Annotated in this window: 19 protein-coding genes and 2 pseudogenes; 9 read left to right on the top strand and 12 right to left on the bottom strand. The window is 67.7% G+C overall.

What is annotated here, in order from left to right; translation table 11 throughout:
• The first annotated feature begins 22 nt into the window (after positions 1–22).
• Together DU502_RS09360 and DU502_RS09355 are read left to right on the top strand one after the other, a co-directional pair.
• Complete coding sequence (locus DU502_RS09360; protein ID WP_121919114.1) at positions 23–706, top strand: PHP domain-containing protein; 684 nt, start codon at positions 23–25, stop codon at positions 704–706.
• Between the two features lie 5 nt (positions 707–711).
• On the top strand, positions 712–1,782 hold the full coding sequence (locus tag DU502_RS09355) for an asparagine synthase C-terminal domain-containing protein (RefSeq protein ID WP_121919471.1): 1,071 nt from the start codon (positions 712–714) through the stop codon (positions 1,780–1,782).
• Here DU502_RS09355 and DU502_RS09350 read toward each other — a convergent pair.
• On the bottom strand, positions 1,779–2,255 hold the full coding sequence (locus DU502_RS09350; protein WP_121919113.1) for an NUDIX hydrolase: 477 nt from the start codon (positions 2,253–2,255) through the stop codon (positions 1,779–1,781). The genes DU502_RS09355 and DU502_RS09350 overlap by 4 nt on opposite strands.
• A gap of 76 nt (positions 2,256–2,331) precedes the next feature.
• Here DU502_RS09350 and DU502_RS18255 point away from each other — a divergent pair, with 76 nt between their 5' ends.
• The gene (locus tag DU502_RS18255) at positions 2,332–2,496 is read left to right on the top strand and encodes a hypothetical protein (RefSeq protein ID WP_158601125.1); all 165 of its coding nucleotides are present in this window, start codon (positions 2,332–2,334) and stop codon (positions 2,494–2,496) included.
• On the opposite strand, the gene DU502_RS09345 is transcribed toward DU502_RS18255, so the two are convergent.
• From DU502_RS09345 to trpB, 3 genes are all read right to left on the bottom strand, one after another.
• Positions 2,493–3,479: a transcription initiation factor IIB gene (locus tag DU502_RS09345; protein ID WP_121919112.1), complete on the bottom strand. Its 987-nt coding sequence runs from the start codon at positions 3,477–3,479 to the stop codon at positions 2,493–2,495. The two genes, DU502_RS18255 and DU502_RS09345, sit on opposite strands and share 4 nt — an antisense overlap.
• Before the next feature lie 146 nt (positions 3,480–3,625).
• Positions 3,626–4,084, bottom strand: coding sequence for a GlcG/HbpS family heme-binding protein (locus tag DU502_RS09340; RefSeq protein ID WP_121919111.1), 459 nt, complete (start codon positions 4,082–4,084; stop codon positions 3,626–3,628).
• A 388-nt stretch (positions 4,085–4,472) separates the two neighbouring features.
• A complete protein-coding gene (gene trpB / locus DU502_RS09335) occupies positions 4,473–5,624 on the bottom strand; it encodes a tryptophan synthase subunit beta (protein ID WP_121919110.1) in 1,152 nt (383 codons plus the stop codon).
• 117 nt (positions 5,625–5,741) lie between these two features.
• Between trpB and gatC the strand changes: the two genes are divergently transcribed.
• The 3 genes and pseudogenes from gatC to DU502_RS09320 form a co-directional block, all read left to right on the top strand.
• Positions 5,742–6,020 carry an Asp-tRNA(Asn)/Glu-tRNA(Gln) amidotransferase subunit GatC gene (gene gatC, locus DU502_RS09330; RefSeq protein ID WP_121919109.1) on the top strand — a complete coding sequence of 93 codons (279 nt, stop codon included), beginning with the start codon at positions 5,742–5,744 and terminating at the stop codon, positions 6,018–6,020.
• Positions 6,017–7,285 (top strand): Asp-tRNA(Asn)/Glu-tRNA(Gln) amidotransferase subunit GatA, encoded by a 1,269-nt coding sequence (gene gatA / locus DU502_RS09325; RefSeq protein WP_121919108.1) that lies wholly within the window; start codon positions 6,017–6,019, stop codon positions 7,283–7,285. The genes gatC and gatA overlap by 4 nt, the downstream gene beginning before the upstream one ends.
• Positions 7,286–7,300: 15 nt before the next feature.
• A pseudogene (locus DU502_RS09320) lies at positions 7,301–7,476 on the top strand (potassium transporter TrkG); the annotation flags it as partial.
• Positions 7,477–7,736: 260 nt separating this feature from the next.
• On the opposite strand, the gene DU502_RS09315 reads toward DU502_RS09320, so the two are convergent.
• From DU502_RS09315 to DU502_RS09285, 7 genes and pseudogenes are all read right to left on the bottom strand, one after another.
• Positions 7,737–8,159, bottom strand: coding sequence for a hypothetical protein (locus DU502_RS09315; RefSeq protein WP_121919107.1), 423 nt, complete (start codon positions 8,157–8,159; stop codon positions 7,737–7,739).
• A gap of 38 nt (positions 8,160–8,197) precedes the next feature.
• The gene (locus DU502_RS09310; RefSeq protein WP_121919106.1) at positions 8,198–8,419 is read right to left on the bottom strand and encodes a hypothetical protein; all 222 of its coding nucleotides are present in this window, start codon (positions 8,417–8,419) and stop codon (positions 8,198–8,200) included.
• Positions 8,420–8,632: 213 nt separating this feature from the next.
• Positions 8,633–8,938, bottom strand: a pseudogene (locus tag DU502_RS09300) (alkaline phosphatase PhoX); the annotation flags it as partial.
• A 94-nt stretch (positions 8,939–9,032) separates the two neighbouring features.
• The gene (locus tag DU502_RS18250) at positions 9,033–9,200 is read right to left on the bottom strand and encodes a hypothetical protein (protein ID WP_158601124.1); all 168 of its coding nucleotides are present in this window, start codon (positions 9,198–9,200) and stop codon (positions 9,033–9,035) included.
• 59 nt (positions 9,201–9,259) lie between these two features.
• The gene (locus DU502_RS09295) at positions 9,260–10,864 is read right to left on the bottom strand and encodes a TrkH family potassium uptake protein (RefSeq protein ID WP_121919105.1); all 1,605 of its coding nucleotides are present in this window, start codon (positions 10,862–10,864) and stop codon (positions 9,260–9,262) included.
• 55 nt (positions 10,865–10,919) lie between these two features.
• Positions 10,920–12,257, bottom strand: coding sequence for a Trk system potassium transporter TrkA (trkA, locus tag DU502_RS09290; RefSeq protein ID WP_121919104.1), 1,338 nt, complete (start codon positions 12,255–12,257; stop codon positions 10,920–10,922).
• Between the two features lie 66 nt (positions 12,258–12,323).
• Positions 12,324–12,863 carry a type II toxin-antitoxin system RatA family toxin gene (locus tag DU502_RS09285; protein WP_121919103.1) on the bottom strand — a complete coding sequence of 180 codons (540 nt, stop codon included), beginning with the start codon at positions 12,861–12,863 and terminating at the stop codon, positions 12,324–12,326.
• Between the two features lie 125 nt (positions 12,864–12,988).
• On the opposite strand from DU502_RS09285, the gene DU502_RS09280 reads away from it, so the two are divergent.
• Positions 12,989–13,702, top strand: coding sequence for a methyltransferase domain-containing protein (locus tag DU502_RS09280; protein WP_121919102.1), 714 nt, complete (start codon positions 12,989–12,991; stop codon positions 13,700–13,702).
• A gap of 31 nt (positions 13,703–13,733) precedes the next feature.
• Here DU502_RS09280 and DU502_RS09275 read toward each other — a convergent pair whose 3' ends face one another.
• Positions 13,734–13,988, bottom strand: a complete 255-nt coding sequence (locus DU502_RS09275) for a hypothetical protein (protein ID WP_121919101.1) — start codon at positions 13,986–13,988, stop codon at positions 13,734–13,736.
• Between the two features lie 109 nt (positions 13,989–14,097).
• Here DU502_RS09275 and coaBC point away from each other — a divergent pair, with 109 nt between their 5' ends.
• Both coaBC and DU502_RS09265 read left to right on the top strand, forming a co-directional pair.
• Entirely contained in the window at positions 14,098–15,270 is a 1,173-nt protein-coding gene (gene coaBC / locus DU502_RS09270; RefSeq protein ID WP_121919100.1) for a bifunctional phosphopantothenoylcysteine decarboxylase/phosphopantothenate--cysteine ligase CoaBC, read from the top strand.
• Positions 15,271–15,431: 161 nt separating this feature from the next.
• On the top strand, positions 15,432–16,499 hold the full coding sequence (locus DU502_RS09265; RefSeq protein WP_121919099.1) for a monovalent cation/H+ antiporter subunit E: 1,068 nt from the start codon (positions 15,432–15,434) through the stop codon (positions 16,497–16,499).
• Positions 16,500–16,551: the final 52 nt, after the last annotated feature.

The following is a 16,551-nucleotide window of genomic DNA, read 5'->3' as shown; positions in this document are numbered from 1 at the left end:
TGCCCGTACCGACCGTCCGCGTGTGTTATCGGTCGAGTTGCACACGCACTCGTCGCTGTCACACGACGGCCGGGACCCGGTCGACCACCTGCTCGAACAGGCGGCTTCCGTGGGTCTCGACGCCATCGCCGTCACTGACCACGACGAGATCGACGCCAGCCTCGACGCGGTCGAGCAGGCCCCGGAGTACGGCCTGATCGGCATCCCGGGCATGGAGATCACGACCGCCGTCGGTCACGTCCTCGCGTTCGGCGTCCGTGAGGCGATTCCGGCCGGTCTCTCCTTCGAGGCGACGCTCGACCGCATCCACGAACAGGGAGGCATCGCCGTCGTTCCCCACCCGTTCCAGTCCTCCCGCCACGGCGTCGCGCCCCACATCTCGGCGGCGACGCTCGCGAGCGCCGACGCCATCGAGGTGTACAACTCCCGCCTCCTCACCGGCCGTGCCAACCGGAAAGCGGAACGCTTCGCCGCCTTCCACGACCTCCCGATGACCGCCGGCAGCGACGCGCACATCGCGGAGATGGTCGGGCAGGCGATCACCGAAGTCGACGCCGACGAGCGGACGGCCGAGAGCATCCTCGACGCCATCGCCGCCGGTCGAACGAGCGTCGTCGGGCGTCGCACGCCGTGGCGGATCAGCTTCCGACAGGCCGCGGGCGGCGCGAAACGCCGACTCGTGCGCGCACTCGGCGACTTGCTGTGACCCGGATTCGCGGCGCCGACGTGGCGACGGTTCGCCGCGCTCTCGACTCCGGAGATTCACTCCCCGGTACGAGCGGCTTCGCCGGCGAACTCGAAGGGCGTCTCGTCCGTGACGTACTCGGCCGCCAGCCAGTCTTCGGCACGCCCAACGACTGGGGCTTCGCACCGGCCGACGTAGACGGCGACCCGTCTCCGGTGCCCGCGGGCCACGTCCGCAATTCCGACGGCACCGACCGCCGCGTCTGGTCGCTACCCGATCCGCCGGTCGCGACGGACGACGCGGCCGCCGTCGACGCCCTCCGCGACGCCCTCGACGACTCGCTGACCGACCTCGGTGGCGACGGCCTCGCTATCGCCTTCTCCGGCGGCGTCGACTCAGGACTCGTCGCCACAGGCGCGCCCGACGCCCCTTGCTACGTCGTCGGCTTTCCCGACTCGCACGACGTGGAAGCGGCACGGGCAGCGGCCGACGCGATGGACCGCGACCTCCGCATTGTCGACCTCGACCACGCCGACCTTGAACGGGCCGTTCCCGAGGTGGTGACCGCGACGGGCCGGACCAACGCGATGGACGTGTGCATCGCACTTCCCCTCTATCTCGTCGCGGAACGCGCCGCGGCGGACGGTTTCGACCGCCTCGCCGTCGGGCAGGGGGCCGACGAACTCTTCGGCGGCTACGCGAAGGTGGTCGATCCGGCCGACGACGACCGGGTGGACGCGACGACGGTCCGCGGTGCGACCCGGGAGGTGATCGGGAGCCTCCCCAGTCAGTTGGAGCGCGATACGCTCGTGCTCCGGGCAGCGGGCGTCGAGCCGATCACCCCCTTCCTCACCGACGCCGTCGTCACGGCGGCGCTGCCACTCCCGGATCACCTCCTCGCGACGGGGACGGAACGCAAGGTCGCGCTCCGGCTGGCAGCCCGTGACCGCCTCCCCGAATCGGTCGTCACGGCGGACAAGAAGGCCGTGCAGTACGGCAGTCTGGTCTCGCGCGAACTCGACCGCCTCGCCCGGCAGGCCGGCTACAAGCGCCGGATGGACGACCACCTTGGGCAGTACATCCGGTCGCTCTGCTAGTCGCTCGCCGCCTCGACGGCCGTCTCGATGGCTTCGATCCCTAGCTCCCGCACGTCGGGGTCCACGTCGGCGGCACGGAGCGCGTCGGGATCGTACCACGCCCACGCGTCTGCGCCCGGTTCGTCCGGTGCGGGGTCGATGTCGCGGCGTTCGACGGTGGCGTAGAAGACGTGGTCGATGTGCTGGTGGCCCACCTCGTCACCACAGATGTTCACGTCCGCGAGCATCAGGTGCCGCGGACGGGGGATGGCCCGCGCAGTATCGGAGCGCACGTCGTCGTGGTCGGTCAGGAGCGTCGGCTCCAATCCGGTCTCCTCGCGGGCCTCGCGGAGCGCCGCCTCGTGGGGGAGTTCGGCGCGGTCGATGTGGCCGCCGGGGGGCAGGCGGATGCCGAGGCGAGGGTGGTCGTGGAGCGCCGTCGCACCGTCGGCAACGAGATACACCGTCGCGGTGAAATGCCGAGTCGTCTCCATGCGCGGTAGTAGACTGCCGGGCGTATCGACTTTCCGACGCGCACTTTTTTCATGGGTGGGGTGGATATGCCGGCAGGTGCCCTCCACCGTGAGTCACGTACGCATTACTGACGATCAGTTGGACCGCATCGTCCCCGTCGAGTCGACGGTCGGGACGATCGAGATCGATCTGTCGGGTGACGAAACCACGATCATCCTCCCGCCCGACGTGCCGGTGACGATAGAGCGCGAGAAGAATTAGGGAACCTGAATCTGCTCTTCGGCTTCGAGCAGTTCGTGGTATCGGTTGCGGATAGTGACTTCGCTGATGTTGGCCACTTCCGACACCTCGCTCTGGGTCACTTTCTCGTTGGTGAGCAGGGCGGCGGCGTAGATGGCGGCGGCCGCGAGGCCGACGGGACTCTTGCCGCTGTGGACGCCCTGATCTTTCGCCGTCTTCAGCAGGTCACGCGCACGCCGTTCGGACTCGTCGGAGAGATCGAGTTCGGAGGCGAAGCGGGGGACGTACTGCTCGGGGTCCGCGGGCTGAATTTCGAGGCCGAGTTCGCGGACGACGTAGCGGTACGTCCGCGCGATTTCGTCCTTGTCGACACGGGAGACAGTGGCGATTTCGTCGAGCGAACGGGGGGTTCCCGCCTGCCGGGCGGCGGCGTAGAGGGCGCTCGTCGCGACACCCTCGATGGAGCGGCCGGGGAGCAGGTCGTCGGCGAGGGCGCGGCGGTAGATCACGCTCGCGGTCTCGCGGACGTTCTCGGGGAGGCCGAGCGCGGAGGCCATCCGGTCGATTTCGCCGAGCGCCTGCTTCAGGTTCCGTTCCTTGGAGTCACGGGTGCGGAAGCGCTCGTTCCAGGTGCGCAGGCGCTGCATCTTCTCGCGTTGACGGGACGAGAGCGTCTTGCCGTAGGCGTCCTTGTCCTGCCAGCCGATGTTCGTCGACAGCCCCTTGTCGTGCATCATCTGGGTCGTCGGGGCGCCGACGCGTGATTTCTGGTCCTTCTCCTTCGAGTCGAAGGCGCGCCACTCGGGGCCGTGGTCGATCTCGTCTTCCTCGACGACGAGCCCGCAGTCCGCACACACCGTCTCGCCGTGTTCGGTGTCCGTGGCGAGCTGACCGCCGCACTCCGGGCATCGCAACTGTTCGCTGTCCTCGGTACTCTCGGCTTCGTCCTCGCTCTCGCGCGCGCGTGAGCGCTCGGTCGTGTAACCGCGTACGCTATCGGTCATTGGTTTGAATCAGTGAGCAAAACGGCTCTATACAGAACCTAGTTCATCGCAGGCACTTAATATTGTCGGAGAACGAACGACCGATTACGCCCGTCGATCCGGGCGCAGAACGGTCGGGCAGTGTGGTATGGCAGTTCGGCGGCGGCCTACGCGGGACCGGCGCTCAGCGACGATTCGGTGTCTCTACCCTGCATCGCTTCCCACCGGTTCACGCCGGCTTCCGCCACTTCCATATCCTGTTCGACCGCGCCACCGGAGACGCCGAACGCGCCGACCACGTTCCCCTCCTCGTCCGTCAGCGGATAGCCCCCGCCGAAGACGACCAGACGACCCTCGTCGGTCGTCTGGAGCCCGTACAGGGAGTTGCCGGGCTCGGAGGGTTCGGCGAGTTCGTGGGTTGGCGTGTCCAGTGCTGCCGCTGTGTAGGCCTTGTTCCGCGATATGGAGACGGACGCGAGCCACGCGTCGTCCATCCGATGTTGCGCGACGAGGTTTCCCTCGCTGTTCGCGACGGTGATGACCATCGGATTGTCGATCTCCTCGGCCTTCCGCTCGGCCGCCTCGATCAACTCCGTTGCTGTGTCAAGAGTGATGGATTGAACCATGCGGCCGGTCATTCTGGATCTGGCGTGATAAGCATTCGTTTTTACGTCACGGCGCCACCAACGATGACGAGGAGAACGTACCAGGTCCTACCGGGAAGTATCCGTTTCAACGCCTTTTATTGTATAATCGTGGCTAATGACCGCCACGGGATAGCTCCGAGTTCGTCGTCGACTACAGATCGAGAGAGTAACCAAAACCAATTACTAATTGTCCGTTCGTGAGAGAGCGAGTGCGACCCTGATATCGCGTGTCTGGCGGGACGAAACAAATTTGTGGACCGTTTACTCCGTGAGCATCCGTCGGCGACGACACGACGGACGGTCGCGCGAACGGAGCGCGTCGGCTGTTCGGGGGCTCCAGCCACCGGAGAAACGTGGTCGAACCGGCCTAGAGGTCGAAGTGTTCCGCGGCCGTCTCCATGTCCTTGTCGCCGCGGCCGGAGAGGTTCACGAGGATGCTGTCGTGCTCACCCGCCTCGGCCAACTCGATGGCCAGCGCCACGCCGTGACTCGATTCGAGCGCCGGGATGATGCCCTCCGTCTCCGAGAGTTCACGGAAGGCGGCGAGCGCTTCGTCGTCGGTGACGGCGGTGTACTCCGCGCGGCCGACCGCCCGGAACATGGCGTGTTCGGGACCGACGCCGGGGTAGTCGAGGCCGGCGGACACCGAGTGGACCTCCGTGTCCTCACCGATCACGCGCGTCTTCATGCCGTGGATGACCTCGTCCTCGCCCTCGGCGAGGGGGGCGGCGTGCCGGCCGGAGCCCTCACCCTCGCCGCCGCCTTCGGCGCCGTAGAAGGCCACGTCGTCGTCGCGGAAGGCGTGGAACAGGCCGATGGCGTTCGATCCGCCGCCGACGCAGGCGACGGCCGCGTCGGGGAGTTCCCCCGTGCGGTCGAGCATCTGCTGGCGTGCCTCCTTGCCGATGACCGACTGGAAGTCACGGACCATCCGCGGGAACGGATCGGGGCCGACGACGCTCCCGACGAGGTAGTGGGTGTCCTCGATGTTCGCGGCCATGTCTTCGAGGGCGGCGTCGACGGCGTCCGCGAGGCCCGCGCCGCCACGGGTCACCTCGTTGACCGTCGCGCCCATCAGCCGCATCCGGAAGACGTTCATCTTCTGGCGCTCCACGTCCTTTTTCCCCATATAAATCTCCGTATCGAGGTTGAGGAGCGCTCCGACCATCGCCGTCGCCGTGCCGTGCTGACCGGCGCCTGTCTCGGCGATGAGGCGGTCTTTCCCGGCCCGCTTGGCGAGGAGCGCCTGCCCGAGCGTGTTGTTGATCTTGTGGGCGCCGCCGTGGAGCAGGTCCTCCCGCTTGAGGTAGATGTCGGCGCCGTATCGCTCGCTGAGGTTGCGGGCGTGATAGATCGGTGTCGGTCGCCCGGCGAACGTCTCGAGGAGGTCGCGCAGGTCGGCCTGGAACGACTCCGTCGTCGCTACCTCGTCGTACGCGTTCGCGAGGTGTTCGAGAGGCTCTTCGAGCGCTTCGGGGACGTGACGGCCGCCGTAGCCGCCGAAAGTTCCATCGACCATCGCCAACGGATGTTCGCCGGGGACACATAAACGCTACTGGCCGTCGTCAGTGGATGAAAGACGGACGCACGCTGGTGGACCGAAACCCTTAGTGCCGGCCCGGAAGTCCGCATCAACATGAGCGAGACGCCCGTCGACGCCGACGAGGTCCGCCACGTTGCCGACCTCGCTCGGATCGACCTGGACGAGGACGAGGTGGACCGCTTCGCCGTGCAGTTCGCCGACATCCTCTCCTATTTCGACGCACTCGACGACGTGCCCGAGGTGGAGGCGGAGGCCGACCTGGTGAACGTCATGCGCGAAGACGAGGTTCGCGACGGCCTGAGCCAGGAGGAGGCACTGCAGAACGCGCCGGAGACCGAAGACGGCTACTTCAAGGGCCCCAGCGTCTCATGAGCCTCGACGCGTTCATCACCAGAGAGACCATCGACGGCGCGGACGACGGCCCCCTCGCGGGCCACACCGTCGCCGTCAAGGACAACATCTCGACCGACGGCGTCCGGACCACCTGTGGCTCCGCGATGCTCGACGACTACGTGCCGCCGTACGACGCGACGGTCGTCGAACGCCTGAAGGACGCGGGCGCGACCATCGTCGGCAAGACCAACATGGATGAGTTCGGGATGGGGACGACGACGGAAACGTCGGCGTTCGGCCCGACGAAGAATCCGGTCGACGAGTCCCGGGTTCCCGGCGGCTCCTCCGGCGGGAGCGCCGCGGCCGTCGCCGCCGGCGAAGCCGACTTCGCCCTCGGGAGCGACACCGGTGGCTCGGTTCGCTGTCCCGCCGCCTTCTGTGGCGTCGTGGGCATCAAGCCCACCTACGGCCTCGTCTCCCGGTACGGTCTTGTCGCCTACGCCAACTCGCTGGAACAGATCGGCCCGTTCGCGCGGACCGTCGAGGGCGCCGCCGAGGTTCTCGAAGTGATCGCCGGCCCTGACGACAACGACGCCACGACGCGCGAGGAGGGCGCCGACGCCACGTACGCCGACGCCGCCGACGGCGACGTCGAGGGTCTCACTATCGGCGTCCCGACCGAACTGATCGAGGGTGCCGACGAGCGCGTCGTCGAGACGTTCGAGGACGCCCTCGCGGACCTCGAAGCACAGGGCGCCGAGACCCACGAAGTGAGCCTCCCCTCCGTCGAACGCGCCGTGCAGGCCTACTACGTCATCGCCATGTCCGAGGCGTCCTCGAACCTCGCGCGCTTCGACGGCGTACGCTACGGACCGGCGACGGAAGCCGAGGGCAACTGGAACGAGACGTTCGCCGCCGTCCGCGAGGAGGGCTTCGGCGACGAGGTGAAACGCCGCATCCTCCTCGGCACCTACGCCCTCTCCGCTGGCTATCACGACAAGTACTACGCGAAGGCGCAGGACGCCCGCGCGTGGCTGAAACAGGACTTCGACGAGGCGCTCGCGGAGGCGGACGTGCTGGCGTCGCCGACGATGCCCGTCCTCCCCTTCGAACTCGGCGAGAGCCTCGACGACCCGCTCCAGATGTACCTCGCGGACGCCAACACGGTCCCGGTCAACCTCGCCAACCTCCCCGCCATCTCCGTGCCCGCCGGCGAGGCCGACGGCCTCCCGGTCGGCCTCCAGTTGATCGGCGGCGCCTTCGACGAGCGGACGATCATCCGCGCGGCCAGCGCCGTCGCGTAGGTCGGAACCGACCGCGCCGACGCGCTCCTCGAAGTGGCGAGCGCGCAGGGGAACGTCGGCCTCTCGACGGGGATCACCGGCCCCGCGATGCCGCCGCTCGCCGAGGCGGCGTTCGTCCTCAACATGTGGATCGGCCGGCTAGAGATCATCCCCTCTTCGTCCGGTCGGCACTCTACGGGCTGAATCCGTGACAATTGGTAGGGGGTGAGAGGGTCACACGCGATAGGCGCCCCGATTCGACCGGCGGCGCGTTCCCCCCGGAACCGCGCCGTCTCTGCGTGTCCGAAACGACAAGTCGTCGTACCGGTGCCGAATCGAGTCGCCCATCACCAACGGAGGGAGGGAGTGACATAACGTTACGGACCGAGTTCTCACTAATGATACTCGCGGACGGCGGCGTGGTCGACCGCTCGGCCCGACCGGCGATCAGGTTCGGTTCTCGCCGGTGAGATCAGACCATCCCGCGCTCCGCGGCACCGTCACGAATCTGCTTGGCGCGCTTGCGGACCCGGTTGACCAGCCGTTCGGCTCGCTCCGGTTTGATGCCGTAGTACGACGCGACCCAGTTGAGGTCGCCGTACGACTGCGTGAGGAAGTACGCGGCGAGGGTGTCCCGGCCGGCCTGAATGATCGCCGGTGGGACGCCTTCTTCGCCGACCTTCTCCTCGTCGAAGCCGTTCACGTCGAAGTAGACGTCGGCGTACAGTTCCGCCGTCTCCGGGTCGTCGAACTCCAGGCCGCCGTGGTGTGGCGCCTCGAACCGGTAAACGGTGTCACCGTCGGCGGTCGTTCGCTCGACGATCCGAACGCCGAGGATGTAGTCGCAGTGGATCGATTCCGTCGAGTCGTCCGTGGTGGGGGTGGATCGGGACATGTGGGGTCGTCGAAGGGGTGTGGTCGGAAGGCGATGCGTTACGTCCGCCGCCGGAGACCGATGGCCGTCAGCAGAACGATGGCGACGAGTATCAGCGCGGGCGAGAGGGGACCGGCGCCGGACGTGGACTCGGCCGCTGCGTCGGTGTCACTGCCGCCGTTGCTCCCGCTGGCGTCCGTGCTACTGCTGTCGCTGTCGGCCGCTGGCGCGTCGCTCCCGGACTGCGAACGGTCGGTGCGGATGCCGGCGACGGCCGACACGATCAGTTGACCTCCTCGTAGAGGTCGACGATGTCGTCGAAGTCGAGCTGTCCGTTCTCGTTGAAGTCGTACGCCGACTCGTTCATCGTGACGCTGTCGGCGTCGAAGTTGTCGAACAGGATCTCGATGTCCTCGTAGTCGAGGCGCCCGTTACCGTTGAGGTCCTCGTAGACCCCGTCGCCGTCGGGGTCCGTGGGAGCCGCGCCGCCCGTGACCGTCGAACTCGAAGGTGAAGCCGCTGAAGTAGCCGACTGCGGCCCGACCGAACGGCTCCGGATTGCCCCCCTCCGGGTGCTGGAGGCTGTACAGCACCGACCCGTCCTCGAACACGAACGGCCCGGTCACTTCGGCCCCGAACGCCGTCGTCGAGAACCGTTTGAGCTCACCCTTGACGCTCGGGGCGCCCGGCGTGTCCGATTCGTCAACGTCAGCGCTGGCCACACCGGAACCGACCACGCTGGCGCCGAGCGCCGCAGCTGTTGACGTTGCCATCAAGCTTCGTCGAGTCAAATCGACCATGCGGATGAATCGCTGGATGGCTCGGTAAATGTCATTTATATTGCAACTATATCATAGGAAATAAAATGCGGAGCGACGGGTGTGGGTGTGTCACTCACAGTACAACACCCCAGTCGTATAGCGTCTTGGTCCGATCCTCCCCACCCGTGTTCGCCCCCATCACGACGGATTCGTCGCCGGCGGCGGGGAACGACGTTCCCCCGGACACGGCCGGACAGAGTCCGGCTGCGGCGTGAACCGCCGTTGCGACCGGTCGTCGCACTCGACGGTAGACCGATTCGGTATATAAAACCGCGCTCCCGATTTTCAGCGCTGATTTTGCTACTGCCGCCAGTACTCCGGCGTCAGGCAGACAAGCACGGGCAGGATTTCGAGGCGGCCGAGCCACATCAGCGCGACCATGAACACCTTCGACTCCGGCGAGAAGTCGAGATAGCTCCCCATCGGGCCGACGAGGCCGAAGCCGGGACCGACGTTGCCGAGCGTCGCGGCGACGGCGCTCATGGCTTCGAGCACCGACAGCGAGAGGCCAACGCGTCCGGCGTCGAGGAAGATCAGGCCTGTCGCGACGAAAAACAGCACCAGATAGAGGACGGTGAAGGCGTAGATGCCGCGGATGGCGCGTTCGTCGACGGTTCGGCCGCCGAGTCGCACCGGGCGCACCGCCTCGGGATGGGCCGTGGTGAACAGTTCCCGCCGGATCGACTTCAGGATCACGTACCACCGGACGACCTTGATCCCGCCACCGGTCGACCCGGCCGATCCGCCGACGAACATGGCAAAGAGGAGGAGATACTGCGCCGAGGGCCCCCACGCGTTGAAGTCGATGCTGGCGTACCCCGTCGTCGTCACGAGCGAGACGATCTGGAAGGCGGCGTGTCTGAGTGCCGGTTCGACGTTCCCGATCAGCGTCGCCCGAACGCCCGAGAGGTAGGCGGAGTCGTACGTCGCCCCCGGCGGGACGAACGTCGCGATGCCGTTCCCGACGAACAGGAACGCGGCGACCAGTCCCGTGAGGACCGCCATCGCCCCGACGTAGAAGCGAAACTCCGAGTCGCCCGGAAGCCGCTTCGGGTCGCCCGTGAGTGCGTGCCAGAACAGGGCGAAGTTGGTTCCGGCGGCGATCATGAACGGGATGATGAGCCACTGGACAGCGGCGGAGAAGGCCTCGATACTCCGGGCCTCCGGCGAGAAGCCGCCGGTCGGCATCGTCGTCAGGCCGTGCGCGACCGCGTTGTACACGTCCATCGCGGGCGCCATGCCCGCCAGATGCAGGCCGTAGAGCAGGACGATTTCGAGGACGGTGAAGCCGAGATACGCCCCCCAGAGCGCCCGGGCCGTCTCTGCGATGCGAGGCGTGAGTTTCTCGATGCCCGGGCCGGGTGCCTCCGCGTCCATCAACTGCGCCCCGCCGACGGAGAGTTCCGGCAGGATGGCCACCGCGAGGACGACGATCCCCATCCCGCCGAGCCACTGGGTGAGCTGTCGCCAGAGCATGATCCCGTGGCCGTGAGCGTCGAGCGAAATCTCACCGAGGACCGTCGCCCCCGTCGTCGTGAACCCGCTCATGCTCTCGAACAGGGCGTTCGGGGGATGACGGAGCGTCGACTCGGGGGCGCTCGCCGGAACGAATCCCGGCAGGCCGTACGCCTCGATCAGGTAGGGAAGCGCGCCGATCAGCGACACGGCGAGCCACGTCGCCGCGACCATCAGGAAGCCCTCGCGGGCGCCGATATCGGGGTCGGGGCGCAGGCGTTCGAGGCCACCGCCGACCGCGACGGTCACCAGCATGGTGACGAGAAACGGCGCGACCGATTCGCCGTACGCGAGAGCGACGACCAGCGGCAGCGCTAACGGCACGGCCAGATACTTGAGAACGCTCCCGACGAGACTCAGACTCGCCCGATAGTCGACACGAATAGCCATCGAGTGCTTCGTCCGTCGGTGCTCGCGGAGACGGCTTTAAAGTGCTGACATCCGCCTACAGTTTCGGCGTCACGTCGTCGACGATGCACGCGTCGAGGAAGACCACGACGTGATCGCCGGGCTGAATCACGGTGTCGCCACGGGGCGTGATGAAGGACTCGCCACGGGTGATCGCGCCGATGACGACGCCCGTGGGGAGGTCGCTCACCGACTCGTGGATCGGGCGGTTCGCGAGGATGCTCTCCGTGTCCACCTCGATTTCCAGCACTTCGGCGCGGTCGCTCTCGATGATGGCGACGTTCTCCGCGCCGCCCTCGCGGGTGAACCGCGTGATCTCCTCCGCGACCACCTCGCGCGGGTTGACACCCACGTCGACGCCCACTGCCTCGAACAGTTCGACGTACTCGGACGTGTCGATGACGGCGACCGTCCGATCCACGCCGAGTCGCCGCGCCAGAAGCGAGACGAGCAGGTTCTTCTCGTCCGAATCCAGCGCCGCGACGACGAAGTCGGCGTCGCCGACGTGTTCGCGCTCCAGGAAGTCGATGTCGGTGGCGTCGCTCTCCATGACGATGGCGTTCGGGAGGTCTTCGGCGAGTTGGCGGGCGCGCTCGGCGTCTTGCTCGATCAACCGCGGTTTGAACCCCCGATCACCGAGTAGCCGGGCGACGTGGTAGCCGATTTCGCTCCCGCCGACGATGACGACTTCCTCCGCCGTTCCCGGCGGTTCGTCCGGCGCGATGGTGGTCGCGAACCCGCGGACAGCGTCGGGATCTCCGATCACTACCACCCGGTCGCGTTCGTGGAGGACCGAGTCCCCGCGCGCGATTTCGAGGTCGTCGTCCCGGAGGATGGCGGCGAACGTGAGTTCCTCGAACCGGTCGGCCTCCGCGACCGTCTGGTCCGTCACCGGACTCCCCGGCGGGATCTCGAACTCCGCCATCTGGACGCTCCCGCCCGCGAAGGAGTCCACGTCGCGGGCGGCCGGGATGCCGACGACGCGGACGATGGACTCGGCGGCGAGCAGGTTCGTACACACGATGAAGTCGATGCCGAACGCGCGTTCGGAGCGCTCCCACGTCCGCAGGTACTCCGTGTTCTTCACGCGGGCGACCGTGAACGCGTCGCTCACGGCGCGCGTGGTCGAACAGATGACGATGTTCGTCTCGTCGTCGTCGGTACTGGCGATGACCATGTCGGCCTCGTCGACGCCCGCCTCCTCCAGCGTCGACAGCGACGTGCCGTCCCCCTGAACGGTCAGCACGTCGAGCGAGTAAGTCAAGTCCTCGACCCGGTCTCCGTCCCGGTCCACCACGACGATGTCGTGCGTGCCGGCGAGGTCGGCCGCGATGCTCGAACCGACCTGTCCCGCGCCGACGATGATTACGCGCACGCCGGATCGCTCCCGGTCATGCGTCCCACTGGGTGCGCCCGCGGTTTCACGATTTCGTTTAGCACGTCAGGACCCTCCCGGCTCCTCGTGAACGACCAACTCGACCTCCCGCCGCCGGCCTTCGAGGTCCGCGACGACACGCTGGACGACGCGCTCGACCTCCTCGAGCAGAATCGGTTTTACCTTCCGAACGACCCAGTCGAGCGAGACGAACCGGGGGAGATCCAGCATCCCGTCGCCCGCGGAGCCGGGGTCGAAGACGACGTCGAAGTGGACGCGACACGCCGTCTCCGCGTCCGCGGGCAGACCGGGCGGCACCGAGTCGAGCGGTTCGACGCGCCAGTTCCCCCGCGCGTCGAGGTCTTTCACCACCCGCCAGTCGAGTCGCGTCGGCGGGTCGGCCTCCGTCACTTCGGTGTGGGCGGTGTAGGAGAGCTTCCACCACGCGAAGCGCAGATGGTAGCGCGTCCCCGGCGAGCCGTCGCCCTCCGCACGCACGTCGGTCAGATACTCCGAGTAACGGGCGTACCGTGGAAAGTCGACGAGGAACTCGTACACCTCCTCGACCGGGAGGCAGACGACCGTGCTGACGTGGATACGGTCCACGGATCACCGTTGGCCCGGATCGGGGTAAGCGTTCCGCGCCGACGAGGGCGCGTGACGGTATCGTCGGTGCCCGAGCGTTCCGCACCGCCGAGGGATTTTCCCGTGCCGCCGCGTTCGATCTGCCTGTGCCCGATCCGTTCGCCTGCGCCCTCCGTGACCACTACCTCGGCGAGCGAACGGCGCCGCTCCGCGTCCACGGCGACGACGCGTCCCGCGAACACCCAATCGAGGCGTTCTACTTCGGCGATCCGACCGACGACGACGCGCTCCCGTGGATCGAGTCGTGGCTCGACGGCCCGCTGGTCGACCTCGGCGCCGGCGTCGGCCGCGACGCCCTGTACTTCCAGCGCCAGTTCGAGACGGTCGCCGTCGAAGTCGACGACCTGCTCGTCGAGACGATGCGTGACCGCGGCGTCGAGGACGCCCGCCACGGCGACCTGTTCGCCCTCCGCGAGACGGCTCCCGAGAGCCGGTTCCGATCCGCGCTGATCCGGGGGACACAACTCGGCCTCGCGGGGTCGCTGGCGACACTCAGCGAGACGCTCACCGCCCTCGCGGCCGTGACGACGGCCGACGCGACGGCGGTCGTCGACGGTTACGATCCCGGCCACTCCGGCACGGCCGACCTCGTCGGCTACCACCCCGATCCGCGGCCGGGACTCGCCCGACGACGGCTGCAGTTCGAGTACGAAGGCGTCCGCGGCAACCCGCTCCACTTCCTGCTGTTCGCTCCCGAGCGACTGCGTACCGTCGCCGCGCCCGAGTGGTCCGTCGTCGCCGTCGACTATCCCTCGTCGGCCGATACGGGGTACTACCGGGCGGCGTTGCGGGCGGAGTGAGGGAGTGCCGGGCGATGCGGACGGAGCGGTATCAGAGCGGCTCCCCGCAGTACTCGCACACCTCGCCAGCGTCCGTCCGCGACCCACAGTGCTGGCAGTTCACGCGCGCCGGGCCCTCGCGCTCCGCGTTGTCCTCCCCGAACACCGACGCCGCGCCGAGGACCGCGATGCCGAGGAAGGCGGCGAGGAACCAGCCGATGGGGCCCATCATGAGGAGGAAAAAACCCACGACGACGGCCGGAATTCCGAGCAGGAAATACAGCATGAGTTCGGATTCGCGGGTCATGAGCAGTCACACGGCCGCCGCCCGAAAACCCGTTTCGGTGACTTCGACGGGGACTTCACCCACCGCCGACGACCGGGGCTTAAGACCCTCGCCGCGGAAGTGGGGACGAATGCTGGAGGACACCAACGTCGCCCTCGGCGTCACCGGGAGCATCGCGGCGGTGACCGTGGTGGAACTCGCCCACGAACTCCGGCGACAGGGGGCGAGCGTCCGTGCCGTCACGACACCGAGCGCGCAGGGGATCGTCCACCCGTGGGCGCTCCAGTTCGCGACCGGCCACGATCCGGTGACGGAGATCACGGGCGCGGTCGAACACGTCGATCTCTGTGGTCGGGAGGGCTGGGCCGACGTACTCCTGATCGCGCCAGCGACGGCGAACACGGTGGGGAAGATCGCCGCCGCCGTCGACGACACGCCCGTCACGACGTGTGCGACGACCGCCCTCGGCGCCGACGTGCCGGTCGTGATCGCCCCCGCCATGCACGAACCCATGTACGACCACCCCGGCGTCCTCGACGCCATCGACCGCGTCGAGTCGTGGGGCGTCGACTTCGTCGATCCCCGAATCGAGGAAGGGAAGGCGAAAATTGCGAGCGAGGAAGCCATCGTCACCGCGACGGCACGAGCGACGACGCCCGCGACGCTGGCGGATCGCCACGTCGTCGTCACCAGCGGCGCGACGACGGAGTCGATCGATCCGATCCGGACGCTCTCGAACCGCGCCTCCGGACGAACGGGCCGCGCCGTCGCCCGCGCCTGCTACGTCCGCGGCGCGGACGTGACGCTCGTCCACGACGGCCCGGACGTACCCTACGCCGACGTGCGACCGGTCGAAAGCGCCGCGGAGATGCTCGACGCCACGCGGTCGGCCATCGAAGGTGCAGGCGGGAACGGTCCGGCCGACGCCCTCGTCTCCGCCGCGGCCATCGGTGACTTCACCGTCGAGACGGCGTCCGAGAAGATCCGCTCGGGCGAGCCTCTGACGCTCGAACTCGAACCCACGCCGAAACTTCTCGACACGATCCGGGAGGCCCACCCTGACCTGACGATGGTGGGATTCAAGGCCGAGACCAGCGGCGACGACGACGCGATGATCGAACGCGCACAGGACCTCCGCGACCGGGTCGACCTCGCCTTCGTCGTCGCCAACGACGCGACGATGATGGGCGGCGACGAGACGCGGGCGCTGTTCGTCCGCGCCGACGAAGCGGCGACGTACACGGGATCGAAGACCGGCCTCGGCGCTCGCGTCGCGGCCAGCCTCGCGGCCGAATTCGACTGATCAGTCCGTGGTGGACGCCGAGCGATGGGTCGAAGCGAATCGGCAGGCACGACCCTGCCGCTTGCCGTATAGCAATAGTTATCAAAGCGGAACCGAAGGCTACAGAATGACAAGAATGAACGGAGGAGCCACCGCTCGGGTCGCTGGAGGTCGACCACCGAATGGTGGCTGACCACGGCGACGTACTCGTCCCCGTCGGCGACTCGGAGACGCTCCGACGGACGGTCGCGTACGCGGTCGAACAGGCCTACGAGTCGGCCGCCGAGACGGGGGAATCGGTGACGATTCACTTCGTCTACCCCGCCCGCTGGCGTATTTTCGAGACCGACCGTGATGACATCACTATCGCGAACGAACTGCTCAACCGGGTCGTCGTCTGGGCCGAGGAGGACCTCGACGAACTGGTCGGCGAGGACGCACCGAAACCCGTCAACGTCGAGTCCGCGACCGTGGGCACGAGCGAGTACGTCTTCAGCCCCGGCGACTTCGCGGACGTGATCAGCCGGTACGCCGACGCGAACGGGGTCGAACGGATCGTCGTCGATCCCTCTTTCCGTCCCGGCGGGAGCGTCCCGATCCTGCGCTCGTTCGAGGAGGAACTCGCCCAGCGGGGGTTCGACGTGTTCGAGGCGCCGGTCACGCGCCAGACGCGTCGGCGCCTGCCGTTCACCGACATCGGCCTTCCGGAATTTTTCCTCGTGTACGCCGTCTCCTTCCTGTTCTATCTCGCGCTCGGCGGGTGGCACGTCACCGACCTGTACGAGGTGGTGACGGGTGCCGCGACGGCGGGCGTCGTCACCCTCACGCTCTCGCGGGTAGCGCTCAAGAGCGAACTGCCGGACCTCCGGCTCATCGGCATGAGCCTCGTCCGCCTCGCGGCGTACACGCCGATCCTCCTCTGGGAGATTGCCAAGGCGAACGTCGCGCTCGCGTACGTGGTGTTGCATCCGCGCCTCCCCATCGACCCACGGATCGTCGAGTTCGACGCCGCGGTGTGGGGCGACATGCCCGTCACCACGCTCGCCAACTCGATCACGCTGACGCCGGGGACGCTCACCATCGACGTGAGCCGGCAGCACTTCCTCGTCCACGCGCTGATTCCGGAGGCTGAGGACGACCTGCTCGAAGGAACGCTCGAACGGCTGGTCCGGTTCGTCTTCTACGGCCGCGACTCGGCGAGCATCGCCTCACCACGCGAACGACTCGACGACGGCGAGGAGGAGAACTGATGTCGGGCGTACTACCCACATCGCTGCTCCTCGCCGCCGCCGGCGGGACGCC

The organism is Haloplanus aerogenes, from assembly GCF_003856835.1.
In the GTDB taxonomy this organism is placed as follows: Archaea; Halobacteriota; Halobacteria; order Halobacteriales; family Haloferacaceae; genus Haloplanus; species Haloplanus aerogenes.
The sequence above is the reverse complement of the archived record's forward strand: the minus strand, read 5'-3'. Positions and strand labels throughout refer to the sequence as shown.